The following is a 15,967-nucleotide window of genomic DNA, read 5'->3' as shown; positions in this document are numbered from 1 at the left end:
TTAATTTTGAGTATAGTCCGATTGTAAAGTTTTATTTGGTAAAGTTGTTCCTGCTTGTTGAGGAATCATTTTTTTTGTATTTGGATCAAATCTGTAACCGTGAACCCATTCAAGCCTATGTACTTCTTTACCAAATCCCGTTAATTCTCCAGCAGCATTATAGAGTTGTTGAAAATCAGAAACAACAATTATATCTCTACCTTGATTAACTGCAGCATCAATCCAAGGACCATTTACTTGCGTAAAAAATCCTCCTCCACTGTTTAAATATTGTTGGTATAAGTCGTCAGAAATATTTAGAAGATTAAATTTTTGACCTGATGGAACAGGAAAGTTTAAGTCGATAGAATTGATTTTAGGATAATTTAATTCAGTTAAAATCTGTTGCAAGTCAGTTGGGTAACTGCCGATTAAAAAAGTCCCTTGCTTAGCATTTGAAGTTATTATTGCTCCAGATGTAGGCAAGTGATTAAACACACTCCCTGCCAAATTCTTTCCAACAATTAAATCATCTTCAAACTCACCATTAGCTTTTTTTGTTTTTAAAACGACTTCGTTTATTACAATTTCACTACCATCTTCAATACCCATGGCTTTAGCATTAGCTAATGTTGCTGTGGCCTTAAAGCTTGTTTTATCACCTTTTAGAGCTTCTATAACAGCTTTTCTGCCAGACGTTGTATTTTTTAAGAAATTGTCTAGGTCACTGGACTTAGACGGATTTATAAATACAATACGAAAAGATCCATCGACATCATCGTATTTTTCTAAAAGGGTAGCATAAATTTTAGTTTTCCCATTATTTATATTAAAATCTAATGAGACGTTTGCTCCTTGTTTTACAATACTGCTAGTTACTTGATTGGATAGTTGTTTTTGTGTAGCATTTATAATATCTAATTCGGTTTCTATGGCAGCATCTTTTATTAAATTTTTAAATTGATAGCCTGCGGTTTCACCCATTTGTGATGCCAGATCACTAAAGGCTTCATCTATGGCATCGTCCATTTTAAATGATGCATTTAGGTAATTTTGTGCTGCTTGGCTTAGTTTAGAAATGCCTGTGGCTTTTGCTAAATCTTTATAATATTTATTAGCTCCGCCTTTAATCGTTTTTTTGAAATTTGTGCCTAAGTCTTTACGCAGTTCTCTCCAGGCCTTTACAAATAGTTTAGGGTCTTTTTGAGCCAGGTTTCCTATTTTTTTGAATAGGTAGCCACCAGCTTGTTCGGTAATTTTTTCAAAAGTTAAATAGTATACAACTTCATAGATGCAATCTTTATAACTAAAGCTAACGTTAGCTTTAGAAATATCTATATTATCCCAGTCTAAATTTTCTATGGAAACACCTTCGTTAATACAGTTTATAACAGCCATTTGCCTTGTGCTTGGTTGCCACACACCTTCAATAACATCTTTAGTAAAGTCTTTTATATCTAAAGCAAACAATGCTTTTTCCCATCTTTTATTGGTATTAGTTTCGTTAAAAACAGATTCTTCAAAATAATAATTAGAAATAGTTTGTATGGTAATATTTATAGAGGCGGCCATTGCAGCATCTTTAGTTTTTTGCTTACCTAATTCTTTTAAAATAGCTGAACCTGCAATAGTGCTAGCAGGAATTGCTAACACTGCATATAAGGGGACAACAATAAGTTTTTCGGTCATGGTCATCCAGTCCGATTTTTCTTTAATATCTACACCCCATTCTATAACATTGTTTAAAACACAAGGATTAGCTTCAGCAATTTTTCTAAATTCAGGAAAATCGGTTAAAATAGGTTCATTTTTATATTTCTCGAGCAATTCTTCACATTCCCTATACTCAAAGCTATCATCGTAAAAGTAGGTATCAATAGATTGCGCTATTTTAGAAATTATTCTTTCGGTATTATTGTTTGTGGGGTATAATGATACTATTTCATTATTATAAATTGCTTTAAGTTTTCCTTTATTAAGTGGTTGTTCTAATTTAGGAGCGTATAGCGTATATGCAAAACCTTTAGATTCTGTGTATTGATTTGTATTATTAGTATTTATTTTTTGAATAACCTGCCTTATGGAATAGTTCGTAAAGGGCATTAATATATTTGGAGCGTCACTTTTACTTAATTCCGATTCGATATAGATTTTTTCAATAAGGTCTTTAAAAGCGTCATTAAAATTTAAATAAGACTCTAGTTCTTTTTGGCTAGCTTGACTATAATCTTTATTATTTATTAGCTTATTTATATAGGCAGTTCTTGCGCCCATAGTTGTTGCTTCTTCAGGAAAAATAGGAGTTATTAATTCGTTTTTATAATCTGTAAAAGCAACATAAACGGCGGCATTACCTTTACTATTTATAGCTGTAAGCTGTTTGTTTAGTTCAATTAGATATTCTGGACGAGTTTCTCTACCTTCTGTTTTGTCGATATAATATTTTAGATCTTCTAAATCGCCTCCTAAAATATAGATATACCAAGGCGATTTCCCGTTTAAATTATTTTTGTTTGCATTACGCTTAACTAAATAATTAAGTTGTTCTACTGTGTTTTTTACTACCGTAGTATTGTGGTTTTTAGTTACAATACTTGGCGTTGTATTTGCAAAACCAAACTGTTGGTAAAGTAAAATTACAATAAGAGTGAAAATATGTTTCATGTGTTTATATTTATTGTTTTTTCAATAGTTACACGCCACATCCATTTAATCATTTTCTTAGGTGTCAAGTTTTAGTTATGGATGTTTACTATTGTTATTTTTTTAAATTTTTCACAAATGATGCTCCAAAAATATAAGCTGGTACTAACGGTATACAGCGTACAAACCAATAACCAAATTTATTTTCTGCTAAAGTGTATACAATAAGATTCATTAACTTCCTCTTGTTTCCCACTCCTTTATTAAGAAAATCATCATTTAAATAAGTATCAAATGTGATAAATACATATAATGCAGCTATGCATAGTGCTAAGGCTCCCCATGTTTTTAATTTAAACATATTTATGGCGTATTTGTTATTAATATATTAGAGAACACTATTATTAACTCTTCTGCTAAGTAATTAATAATTGCAGCATCATTTTCTTGAGCTTCAATTTTTTCTTTTAAGACGGTTAATAAATTTGAGTTTTGTTGTTCTATTTTTTCTAAGAAAAGGATAAAGGTATCACTCTCATTATCTACTTCGCTTAAAACTTTAGAAAAAAGGTAAACCCCTAATTTTAATTCTAGATTATTTAATGCTCTCTGGTCTTTGTTTACTTTAATTGCTTCAACCTCTTCTATTTTCTCAAAATCAAAAATAAAATAATTGTTATTTATATTATTGTCTTGTTTTTTTACAATTTCATTTGCTTTATCTAACTGCTCTTCTGAAACATCTTTGCCATTTCTATAAATTTGAATAATCCCCCGCTAGCCCGAGCGTCACGCTCGTGCCCACACAACAACTATTTCTTTTTAATACACTCATTGCTCCATCATTCCTAAATGCATGTTTTTATTGTCTATTTTTAATACGGTTTCATCATCGGCATAATTTCTGGCACTACTATATTTCCAATCTATAGGGTTGGTTACAAAACCTTGTTCTACTGGATTGTTGTGAATGTAGTCTATTTTTTGTTTTATCACTTTACCACTCCATAGTTCAATAGGTTTGTTATGTTGTTGCCAAAACTGTCTTTTGCTAACATTACTTTTCTTTTTTCCTGCGCTTTCCATCATCCAAAGCAACCATTCTTTTCTGCTTTCTTGAGGGTTTTCTTCTATTGCTTTTATTGTTTTTTTAGCGGTAAATCCTTTAAAATCTCTTAATAAACCTGATGGGTCTTCGTTGTTGGATTTAAATACCAAGTGCACATGACTTGGCATAAAACAATAAGCAAAAACTTCCATGCCTTTTTCTTTTCTGCAATATTCAACAGCTTGCTCCAAGATTGTAAAATAAGCTTGTCTTGTGAAAACATCTAACCAATACACTACAGCAAAGCTCACAAAGTATGCGGCTGTTGGATTATGGAACTTGTATTTTCTACTCATTTGTTTAATCTTTTTTGTTTCTTAGTGTTGCTGGCACGAGCGTGACGCTCGCGCTAGCGGGGGTTCGTAGGCTAAACCTACTTTCATTTTGTCTAATTCATAATCTAAACCAATTTTATAAGCATTGTAGTACTCGGTAGAACCTTTACTGTTAAAAAGTAAACTTGCTAAGCCTGTTCCTTTTTCATTTGTATTTTCGGCTCTGGTGTCTTGGGTAATTGCTGTAGAGGCATACTCTGCTTTAATAATAAAATGTTCTGCAATGGTTGCCTCGCCATCCAAACCAACCACTAAATTTTCTTTAGGGGTAATGTTTCTGTCATCTGGAACTGCTGCAATAGAATGGATGTCATCTTTGGCATAAAAACCAATAAGACCAATTTTGTAATTTTCTTTTTCCCAACCTAATTTGCTACCATATCCTATACGCTTAAAGGCAGGGAGGGTTTGTTGTTGTCCATCATCCTCTGTGGCTTTTAGCAAACGCCCATACATGGCACTAATATTAAAAGGGCCGTTTGGTGTTAATTCTACACCTGCTCCTGTAAATTGGTGGCCGCTTAAGGTATAGGGCGAAAACGTCATGGCTACATCACCAATATGGCTTTGTATCCATTTATATTTGGGGTGTATGCTAAGTCTGTTAAATTTAAATGGCGTTTGGTAACCTAATTGGTTACCTGTGTTAGTAAAGCTGTAGCTTAAAGGCATACTAAAGGTTAGCCAACTTACGTTTAAATTACCCTGTAAGAAATAAGTAAATGGCTTGCGGGCACTACGCCCATTGGAGTTATAAAATATACTATTTGCAGAGATACCACCATTTATTTTTAAAGGGCTGTTTTTTATTTTATCTACGGTTCGACTACCAATATTCTCTAAGTCTTGTGCGGTTATAGACATTGGTGTTAACACGCAAAGTAGAAGTAGGGGGATTAGCAAATGAGCTTTAAAAATTAAAAATAATGGCGCTTTTTTATTCAATACTATTCTAATCTTTTTTGTGATATATTTAATGTTGTTATGCAACAATTAAATATCAAATGGGGTTTTATGTTTTTTTCCTTTGTTTAGTAAAGTTAGTTTATTATGATTGATTATTAAAGCTTTACATTATAGGTTTTGTGTTTGTCTGCTTATTGTTTAGGTCTTAATTGCTCTTAAAGTCCCGAGCTAGGAGCCAGTAAGCTTATATTTTGTTTTTATAAAATGCATCATAAACACTAGTTTATACTCATTTGTTTTGTTTAATCTTTTTGTTTCTTACTTCTGCTGGCACGAGCGTGACGCTCGCGCTAGCGGGTTTTTTTTCTTCAATTGAAAAACAAAAGGGAGTTAACTCGATTTAAGACAAAATGCTTGCCACTAAAAAATTTAAAGACTTCTTTAATAAAAATGTTGCTACGCTTTAGAGTTGAATAGGCTTGTATGACAGTGCTTTTTCCACAATTTCTTTTGGTGTTAGATTTTCATAATAAATCAAATCAGTAACAGAAGGATGAGGAACATTTGATTTGAGTTTTTCAATCATACCATCTATTTCCTTTTCCGATTTACCATTTATTTCAACAATATTTTTTACTAATATTTCTAATTCTTCTCTAGTCATTTCTTAGTTTTAAATTAATAACCATACCCATAATGATAGGCAGGGTCTAATATTTCTTTATGATATTTTGGGGTAACGATATACAAGTTATCCATATTATAAACAGCACCACCTTGATTTATTGGAGTCTTATGATGAAGTATGTACTTAGTTTGACCTCCTAATTGTTGAGATTGTTTAACAAATGGAGCGAACCCATTTTGCATTCGTGTTAAATTTGAAGAGCTAAATTGAGACGCCAAATGTGAATCATTTGCCACTGCCTTCCAAAATGCTTCTCTAAATTTATCAAAAGTTGAGAATTGTTGGTTTTTTAATTGATTAGCAATAGATTGAGGAAACAAACCTGCATTCCCCTCTGTACCCCTTAACCAAGTGCCTGAAATATTTTTTCCATTACCCGCTGCAGTACCAGGTAATTTTCTTGCATTTGTAAGTACTGTGAAGTCTTCACCACTCTTTAAAAGTAGAGTAGTTATGTCGTCCCCCGCATTAGCCAACACATCCAATTGCTTACGCACAAAATCACTATCTACATAATTTTCGGTGGCTGCTGTGGCATTTACTTTGTCTATAACCTTTTTGTCACCACTGTGTATAATACTGGTTATTTGAAACTCGTTTGGTTTTATATCTTTTATTTTCCTGCTTTCGAGAATAAAACCTTGGGTGTTATTGGCTTTTTTGGCTACAATACCCCAAAGCTCATCTGCATTTTTACCTAGTTTTGCACCACCTTTTATATACGCTGCGCCTACAAAAGGAACCGCTGAAGATAATGAGTAAATAGTGAAATTAGTAGCATCATTTCTAATAACTCCTGCATAAATGGCACCAACAGGGTCTGTAACATTATCTGCGCCCGGAATGAAGCTGGCTACGTCTAAGGCACCATATACAACATCATCCAGAAGAGCTAAACTTTTAAAGTCATAAAAATGTTTCTTTTTATCTAATACCGTACCAAAACCAGTAGCCACCTCTACTTGACTCCACCAAGTCCATGATTCTACAGTTTTTTTCCATAACTGAAATGTTATATTGCCATCTGTATTTACATCGATTTCTCCGTCGCTGCTTTTAGACCCATCAAAATCCATGTAGAGCTCCCTAAAAGTTGCAATATCGCTTATGTTTTCCTCCTGCCAAAGAATCTCATTACCAAGGCCGTTTATAGCCATTTCTTTATCTAAAGCCTCGTTTAAAACAACTTTTATATTATCAATACATAGATTGTAGTTGTTTGAACATCGATTGTAACACCCTCCATCATTCTCACCACAACGACTCTCACATTGATTATGTTTGTCAGAACAACCTTGTCGCTTTGATACCGCATTAACTAATGCTCTTGAGCGGTAAAAAGAAAGATGTTTTATAAAACCATAGCCTCTTATATTTTGTTTGGTTTTATATTTATAGCTTTGTAAATTTCCATTAGCGTACTGGTAATATTTAGTCACTATTAGAGGCTTCTCTATACTTTTAAAAACATTGATGATGTTTTGGTAAATAGATTGTTTTAAATCTAATGGATTATTACCAACCAAACCTATTTCACTTTCTGCATACCCTATATTGTAACAAACATCATTATTAAATAAGCCTACACCAAACATAGACTCGTAATTAGAGTACGTTACTAATACATGAACAATTTTGCTATCAGATTGCGCTTCATCTACAGCTTTTTGAGCTAGGTTTCTGAGTTGCACGTTGTCATATTTTTTATTGTTTTCGTCCAACTGTAAGAAAGTAACCACCATGTATTTGTCCTTGCTCTCACCGTAAGCCAACAGGTGAAGCTTGTCCTCAATAATCTCCATTTGTAAGTTATTCAATGGATTACTATTTGAAGAGTTTTTTGCTAAAACAATATGCGAAAAGCTACCTAAATCTCTGTCAAGTGTATTTTTACTACTATTAATAGATGTAATTGCTTGTTGTAATGCTTCATTTACTCTTGTTTGGTCATTTGCTTGAATTTCTGTGTAATAATCAAACTGCTTACACCTTCCACTACTTGGCTGGGAACTACCTGAGCAATAACTAATATAATATTCTGCTTGCTTTTTGTCATTATTATCTTTAGGTGGGATGTTGGTGTTTTTTGTATAACTCACTAAACCTGTCCTATTTTTAGCTATAATAAAATCTTTCACTTTATCATAAGTTGTTCTTACAGCTACTCTTTGGGAACAGGTGGCGTTATTATTGTAGGTTAGCCATATTTTAGCATCATTATTTACTTGAGTCTTGTAATTATTAAATAGTGAATCTTTGTCTTTTAAATAATAGCCACGTACACCATCAACAGAACGCCAATTGTACTGTTTCTCTAGATGTACAAAACCAGTAATAAAAGGATCTGAAACTTCTTTATTACTTATTATTTTGTTGGTAGAAGTAGAAAATAATTTAAAATCAGGTGATAAGCCATATCCTCCAGCTAACTCCCCCTCACTATCCCCATCAAAAACACCAATACGAATATTAGGGTTATGTATGTTTTTCCAGTGGGCATAAGGTAAGTGTGTTGCACTATTTGGGTAATCCATAAGCCAGTTGGTGTCGCCCTCGTTCCATTTATATAGGCTATGTGTGGAGAATGGGTGTTTGAGTTGGAAAGCACCGTGGCCCAGCTCGTGTGCTATTGTTTTACTGTTAACACTATAAATATACCCAAACTGTCTACCAATAGGCATGAGTCCTTTTTGGTTTGCTTTTGAAGGTGTTTTATCTGTAAGAATTAAATAATACGCACTTTGTTTATAATCGGGTCTAGATTTTAAAGCACTATTTATGGCTTGCTGTTGTTGCGTATAATTTGCTAAAAAGCCACTCTCACCACTTTCTATGCTACCGTTAGGTGTTAGGTTATTTAATGTGCTGGTAAAGTTGTTAATCTCGGTAATATTAAGATTTACCATGGCTTGTTGGTAAATACGTTTGAGATGGTTTTTAATGGTTTCTGTGTTGGCGTTTGCGGTATTTACCAATACCACGTCCACGTTTTTAATTGTAGATTGGTACTGTATAAATGCACCCGCAATTTGGTAGTTGCCGTCTTGTTTAATAACGGCTTGGGTTTCTATATTAGCATCACTTAAAACACCTTTTAGCGCTAAGGTGTAAGTAGTTGTTGTGCTATCCACCTTGGTTAATGCTACGCCATCTTTAGTTTTAAAGACAATGTCCTTTGGCTGTATGCTGTCTGTAGTTATGCTTATGTTGGCTATTATATAATCGGTTTGTCCTTTAGCAACGGCTTTATAGGGCATATAATAGTTGTCGCCTAAGCTTTTGTAGAGGTCTTTGGTTTGTGGTTGGGAGTTTTGGTAGGCATCAAAACCATATTTATTAGGGTGTTTAGCTGTTGTTGCTTGGGTAAATGTAACCAACACTTCTTGTGCTGTAATACTAGTAGCTTCGCCGTTGCTATTTACACCATTTGTATTATTGGCGGTAGAGCTTCCGCCTTGAGCCTGCGTTCCCATGGATGTCACATTACCTTGTTCGTCGACACTCCATATTTGTCCATTACTATCTGTTATTGTATAGTCTTCTCCTCCAGGCAGCTCTACAATAGGAGCACCACCTTCACCTACAATTAATATATCACCATTGGGGTCTATAAGTATTTGGGCTATTGGAAATTTAACTTCATTTGTGTTTACTTGGCCATCACCACCATTAAATAAATCACCGAAATCTTCAACCCCACTCCAAGTAGGATCGTAAGTAGTTCTTATAATACCATCGTAGAGTTGGTAGTCGGTATTGATTTTAATATTATTAAATTCTACCGCTATTTTGGTGTCTGCTAGGTAAGGCACAACAATAAACCCTGTACCGCTATAATTGCCGTTGCCACCTTCAATTTGTTTTATGGTTACTGGAAAATCGCCAGCGGTAAAGGTTTCGTTAACGCCTATATTGTCTAAAGGGTTGGTGTTGGTAATTGTAATTTCTGGTACGATACCGCAACTGTAGCTTAGGGACTCGTCGGCAGTTGGCATGGTAAACTGGTTAACGGCGCTATAGCTAAAAGCCTGTTCGAAATCGGTTAGGGCATGGCAGGTGCCACCAACCCTAAAGTTGTAGGTTACACCGTCTTGTAAATTTGCTATTTCTACTTGGTTGTTGTATGAGAATGCCTCAAACCATTCAGCATCTGCCACATCGGCACGCTTATACTGCACGTGGTACCTGTTGTGGTCGGGATGGGTTTGCCAATTTATTTTTACGCGCCTTTTGTCTATAGGTTCAGCTAGGGTGAATGTTGGAGGGAAACACTGGTTTGTAAAAGTGAAATAAAATATCTCGCTATAGCCGTTGTTTTTAAAAACCGAGTTTTCGCTAAGGCCTGTGGTGGACTTGGCACGTACGCGCCAACCGTAGGTTCGACCGGGTATGAGTGTTGGCTTGCCAATGTTGTACAATAATGTGGTCGAGAACGAGGTTTCTGTATGGAATGGGGGCGAGGCTAGAAAGGCGGCTTGCGGGTCTATTTGCTTGTCCCAGAGCTCTCTAATCTCGAATTCGTAACTCACATTGGTGGCGTTGGCATGGCGTGGTGTCCATTGGAAAACAATATTTGTGGGCTGTATGTCTGTGAGTTGGTCGCCTCGATTGGGCAAGTTTAAAAACGGTGGGTCGTTTAATAACAAAAAGATGTTGGAACAGCCTGTGTTGGTGTTGGAGATCAATTGGTTGGTTAAAGCATCGTAAACCTCCCAGCATATTTTATAGCTGCCATCGGGCAGGGGCTGGTTGTACTGTTGCGGGTTGATTCCCAATAGATTATTTAGCCGAAAATAGGGTGCTAAGTCCAAATTTGTAAACTGCTGCTGCGTGCCACCATTTAAAAAGATAGGGGAGGCACCTGTTACAAAGTCTGCGGACTGTATGTTTAGCCCTTTTCCTTGTATTTTAAGTTTTAATTGCACTTGGCGGTTGCTTACATTAACATCGGTAAGGGTAAGGAATAAGCGTAGCTTAACGTCTGTGCTTGTTGCATAGCTATTAAGTTTGGTGTTGTAGGGCGGTATAAGCGATTGGTTGACTTGTACCGGGAAGCGTTGGGCAGAGGCTAGCTGGAAGTTGGCTGTACATATTAAAAAGAGTAATAGCAGTTTTAAGCTCATTGCTTTAAACTGAAAACTATTGGCTATACGATGTAATTCCTTTTTCAATATCTTGGTTTACATTTGCTATTCATATTCTATTTTTCTTACTGTTACTGCTGAGATCGATACCCTTGTGTTAACTTGGATTTAATCAACTCACTGCAAAATGATAAATATTATCTTCAGGGTTGGTTACAAAACCTTGTTCTACTGGATTGTTTTGAATGTAATCTATTTTTTGTTTTATAAAATTCATTATAAACACTAATTTTTACTCATTTGTTTTGTTTAATCTTTTTGTTTCTTACTGTTGCTGGCACGAGCGTGACGCTCGCGCTAGCGGGGGAAAAGTAATAACTTTTTGAAATATATTAATTCGTTCTTGTCCTGCCATATTAATAGTAAACAAGAAGATTAATAGTATAGTTATATGTAGTTCTTTTGTATTTATTCTTCTAGATATTTACTTAAACTTGATTTGTTTTCTTTGATAACTTTCACTAGTTTTTCAATATTTAAATTCCCATTAGCATCTTGAATTAGTGGTTTTAGTTTGTTTATCTCAGGAAATTTATCGCTCTTTTTACCAGAATATAAATTAATAAAAACTTCGAAATTAATCTTTATTAAAACTGTTAATAGATTATTTTCCTTAACAATATCATTATTTAATGTTTGATAATTTGTTTTAATTACTGTTTTAGCATCGTAGAATTTAATAATTTGAAAGTCCTTATTCAATGTATTCACTTTAATTATTTCTTTTACTGACAAACTATCCTTTACAAAATGTTTAACAGGGATATTATATTTTTCTATGATTTCTTCTTTAGAAACCTTGTTTTTTTTCAAAACTACTCCATTAATAATATCGTGAAAAGTCTTCTTAATATTATAAGTAACTTTTTTTTTGGGGACTACTTCACTAGCAGTTTCATCCTTATTTTTAAAAAAAGGTGAGTATTTTTTATCGATTAATTCAAAAAAACTATTTTCATTAGGTCTGTTTTTTATATTATTTAAAACATTAGTACATAATAATGTTATGTCTATTTTTTCTTTGTTAAATTTGTTAAGGTAATTAATAGTTCTATTTGTATTAGTTGTAATCAAAAACAATCCTAAATCAAAATTTTCCCCCATATTTTTTATAATCAATTTGTTTGAAAAATCTTGCATATAAAAAGTTGAATATATCGGTTTTGGAAAAACTTCATTAGTATTAATATATTTTATAAAAACATCTTTACTTATTCCGTAATCAAATATATATTTAGAATCTAAAGTGTAAAAGTTAGTTTTTTTGTCATAAACTTTCATTTTATCTAAATAATTTTCCTTATTGTAGTTAGAAGGTGCTTCATATGGATTAAAAAAAACAGTTAGTTCTTCTTTAGTATCCAAGTTGAAAAAAATACAAAATTTTTGTTCTGGCGTATTTCTAGAAAAATCACATTTTTCTTTTTTGTACATTTCTTTATTAGAATATCCCTCAATTATCAATTTCCCTGTTGCTTCATTTTGAATAATAATATTATTAGCTTCAAACTCTATTTGAGAATATAGAAATGAAGATAATCCAAGTAATATAATTGTAAATAATTCTTTCATTTTTTTTTGATTAAAATTAATATTATAATTGAGGTTAAGCAATATATTGAAAATAAAAACAGACGTCTTTTCCAACTTTGAAACTCATTGTCTTTTGTAAGCATAACAATCTGTGTGTTTTTGAATTTTAAGACCTCAATGTTTTTAGAATCATTATAACTATTTTTAAAAGTATTTGGAAAAACAGAACTCAATTTTTCAATTTCTTTATTTTCCGTTGCAATACCTGGGTATAGAGAAAATAATTCCCCTATTTCATCATCAAATCTTGTAAAATAAACCCTTTCTTTGTCGACAAAACCATTAATAGTTATTGATTTGCGTCTTGAATAAGTATCATAATAATAGTCTGTAACTTCCATTGTTTTAATACTGTAATTCTTCGAAAGAAAATCAAAAATTTTATATCCTTCAAAAGTAATATGGAAAATTATAATAATAAATACTGATACTATCCAAATAATTTTTATAAATTTCATATTTATTCTTTTAAATTATATTCAAATGGTAATTCAAGTTTAACTTCTTCCCAAGTATACCTTAAATTTCCAGTAGGAATAATATTATAGTCAGCTACTAAAACCTCCCCCACTATTCCTACATAAGGTTTACCAACTCCAAAACTACCTTCAATACTTTTGGTCTTATTACTATAACTAACTTCTCCCCAAGATGATATACCTGCGTATGGTTCTGCTTTAACTTTTACGACCAAAAGGTCAAAACCAACAGTACCAACAACTTGCAAATCCGCATTTAGTCTAAAACTCATTTCAATTCCGGTTTCCGTAAAGGAATCTTTATCGTTTCTTCTTATATATCCCATTGTTCCATTGCCTGAAACACTCAAAATTGGCTTTAAACCTATTTCAGCTGTAACTACTTTTAAATCCCAACCATATGAAAACCCATTAAATTCTAAATCTATTGAACCTCCAAAGCCACCTTTTCTAACTATATTATAAAACCTTGAATTACTATCTTCTTCTAAATACTCTTCTCCGTGAAAAGAAATATTAAATTCCAATTCACCTGAGTTATCCAGTTTCTCTAATACTGAACCCAATTTATTCACATAATCACTTAATTCATTTAGAGCGTTTTGTACAGCAGGTGAGACTACGTCAACTTCTTTATAGTAACCATCCACCCACTCCACATCTACACTTTTTTCAAGTGAATTAGGATTGCCAGCGTTAACGGAAGTAGTAATAGTATTGTCACTTTCCTCTAAATCTCTTGTAATATTGGTCTTTGCCGTTGAAAAATATTGATTTTCACCATTAAAAGACCATTGTATAGCATTAGGAGATATTAAATCCTCATTTAAGCTTTTGTCCAATTTTAAACCGTATTTAACTTTTTTATTAGTGTTAGTAACAGAGGAAGGATTCACTAAATATAAAATTTGCCCAGATTTTGCTAATCTTTTTTCATTATGTAAAGCATATAATTCTTCTAATTTAAATTCTTTAGTTTTTCGTTTTATAGTAACTTGTGTTTTTTTATTGTTATAATTAGCAACTACATCTAGAATGTGTATTTGTTTCATATCTATACCTAAATTATCGTGTATAGTTTCGTTGGTTACATAAGCAGAAGTATTATCGGTTCCTAACTTTAATACTTGCCAATTAAACGTAGCATTTTTAGGGTGATTTTTTAATAAAAATGCAAAGTGAGGTTTCTCTCTATGATAATCAACCTCAATAACATCGCCATCTTTATAACTTTTATTCCCGTGTACTATTACAACTTCTGTATCTCCTGTATTTGAAGAATCATTATTAGAAGAACTAGTGTTGCTAGCTGTGTTTGTTGAATCTGAATTATTTGAGTTATCATCTGTAGCCGAAGAATTATTATTATCAGAGCTGTGAAAGTCTGAAGTATTAGTATCGGTATTATTTGAATTATCATTAGTGTCCTCATTTATACTATCATCAGTACTACTATCAGAATTAGTGTTATTATCTTGATCTATTGAGGTGTCTGATGTGTCATCATCGTCATTAGTAGTAAAGACATTTGCAATAATATCTTCGACATCATCAACAAACCCATCCACACTCTCAACCCCACTCCAAGTAGGGTCGTAAGTAGTTCTTATAATACCATCGTACAGCTGGTAGTCGGTATTGATGTTAATATTATTAAACTCTACGGCTATTTTGGTGTCTGCTAGATAAGGCACGACAATAAACCCTGTACCGCTATAATTGCCGTTGCCACCTTCAATTTGTTTTATGGTTACGGGAAAATCGCCAGCGGTAAAGGTTTCGTTAACGCCTATATTGTCTAAAGGGTTGGTATTGGTAATTGTAATTTCTGGCACGATACCGCAGCTGTAGCTTAGGGACTCGTCGGCAGTTGGCATGGTAAACTGGTTAACAGCACTATAGCTAAACCCTTGTTCGAAATCGGTTAGGGCATGGCAGGTGCCACCAACCCTAAAATTGTAAGTTACACCGTCTTGTAAATTTGCTATTTGCACTTGGTTGTTGTATGAGAACACCTCAAACCATTCGGCATCAGCCACATCGGCACGCTTATACTGCACGTGGTATTTGTTGTGGTCTGGATGGGTTTGCCAAATTATTTTTACGCGCCCTTTGTCTAAAGGTTCAGCAAGGGCGAATGTTGGAGGGAAACACTGGTTTGTAAAAGTGAAATAAAATATCTCGCTATAGCCGTTATTTCTAAAAACCGAGTTTTCGCTAAGGCCTGTGGTGGACTTGGCACGTACGCGCCAACCGTAGGTTCGACCGGGTATGAGTGTTGGCTTGCCAATGTTGTACAATAATGTGGTCGAGAACGAGGTTTCTGTATGGAATGGGGGCGAGGCTAGAAAGGCAGCTTGCGGGTCTATTTGTTTGTCCCAGAGTTCTCTAATCTCGAATTCGTAACTTACATTGGTGGCGTTGGCATGGCGTGGTGTCCATTGGAAAACAATATTTGTGGGCTGTATGTCTGTGAGTTGGTCGCCCCGATTGGGCAGGTTTAAAAACGGTGGGTCGTTTAATAACAAAAAGATGTTGGAACAGCCTGTGTTGGTGTTAGAAATTAATTGGTTGGTTAAAGCATCGTAAACCTCCCAGCATATTTTATAGCTGCCATCGGGTAGGGGCTGGTTGTATTGTTGTGGGGTGATTCCCAATAGATTATTTAGCTGAAAATAGGGTGCTAAGTCTATATTTGTAAACTGCTGCTGCGTGCCACCATTTAAAAAGATAGGGGAGGCGCCTGTTACAAAGTCTGCGGACTGTATGTTTAGCCCTTTTCCTTGTATTTTAAGTTTTAACCGCACTTGACGGTTGCTCACATTAACATCGGTAAGGGTAAGGAATAAGCGTAGCTTAACGTCTGTGCTTGTTGCATAGCTATTAAGTTTGGTGTTATAGGGCGGTATAAGCGATTGGTTGACTTGTACCGGGAAGCGTTGGGCAGAGGCTAGTTGGAAGTTGGCGGTACATATTAAAAAGAGTAACAGGAGTTTTAAGCCAATTGTTTTTGGTTTAAAGCTGAACCCTTTATGTTGAGAAAAATATGTCATTTTAATTATTTTCTTTAATATGTCGTCTAACTACTGAAA

At 34.0% G+C, this 15,967-nt stretch carries 9 protein-coding genes; all 9 read right to left on the bottom strand.

Going from position 1 to position 15,967, the window contains the following annotated elements; genetic code table 11:
- The 9 genes from FEZ18_RS03385 to FEZ18_RS03345 all read right to left on the bottom strand — a co-directional run bounded on the left by FEZ18_RS03385 (position 1) and on the right by FEZ18_RS03345 (position 15,928).
- A complete protein-coding gene (locus FEZ18_RS03385) occupies positions 1-2,643 on the bottom strand; it encodes a hypothetical protein (RefSeq protein ID WP_153267024.1) in 2,643 nt (880 codons plus the stop codon).
- A gap of 94 nt (positions 2,644-2,737) precedes the next feature.
- Entirely contained in the window at positions 2,738-2,983 is a 246-nt protein-coding gene (locus FEZ18_RS03380) for a hypothetical protein (RefSeq protein WP_153267023.1), read from the bottom strand.
- Positions 2,984-3,453: 470 nt separating this feature from the next.
- Complete coding sequence (locus FEZ18_RS03375; RefSeq protein WP_153267022.1) at positions 3,454-4,026, bottom strand: REP-associated tyrosine transposase; 573 nt, start codon at positions 4,024-4,026, stop codon at positions 3,454-3,456.
- 21 nt (positions 4,027-4,047) lie between these two features.
- The gene (locus FEZ18_RS03370; protein WP_153267021.1) at positions 4,048-4,929 is read right to left on the bottom strand and encodes a hypothetical protein; all 882 of its coding nucleotides are present in this window, start codon (positions 4,927-4,929) and stop codon (positions 4,048-4,050) included.
- Positions 4,930-5,434: 505 nt separating this feature from the next.
- Positions 5,435-5,635, bottom strand: coding sequence for a bacteriocin immunity protein (locus FEZ18_RS03365; protein WP_153267020.1), 201 nt, complete (start codon positions 5,633-5,635; stop codon positions 5,435-5,437).
- A 14-nt stretch (positions 5,636-5,649) separates the two neighbouring features.
- Positions 5,650-10,830 carry a hypothetical protein gene (locus FEZ18_RS03360; RefSeq protein WP_153267019.1) on the bottom strand — a complete coding sequence of 1,727 codons (5,181 nt, stop codon included), beginning with the start codon at positions 10,828-10,830 and terminating at the stop codon, positions 5,650-5,652.
- Between the two features lie 381 nt (positions 10,831-11,211).
- Entirely contained in the window at positions 11,212-12,375 is a 1,164-nt protein-coding gene (locus FEZ18_RS03355; RefSeq protein ID WP_153267018.1) for a hypothetical protein, read from the bottom strand.
- Positions 12,372-12,854: a hypothetical protein gene (locus FEZ18_RS03350; RefSeq protein WP_153267017.1), complete on the bottom strand. Its 483-nt coding sequence runs from the start codon at positions 12,852-12,854 to the stop codon at positions 12,372-12,374. Before FEZ18_RS03350 ends, FEZ18_RS03355 begins: the two co-directional genes overlap by 4 nt.
- A gap of 2 nt (positions 12,855-12,856) precedes the next feature.
- Entirely contained in the window at positions 12,857-15,928 is a 3,072-nt protein-coding gene (locus FEZ18_RS03345; protein WP_153267016.1) for a hypothetical protein, read from the bottom strand.
- Positions 15,929-15,967 lie beyond the last annotated feature (39 nt).

It is taken from the genome of Oceanihabitans sp. IOP_32 (genome assembly GCF_009498295.1).
Lineage (GTDB): Bacteria > Bacteroidota > Bacteroidia > Flavobacteriales > Flavobacteriaceae > Wocania > Wocania indica.
Note: the sequence above shows the minus strand (reverse complement) of the source record. Positions and strands in the feature narration are given on the sequence as shown.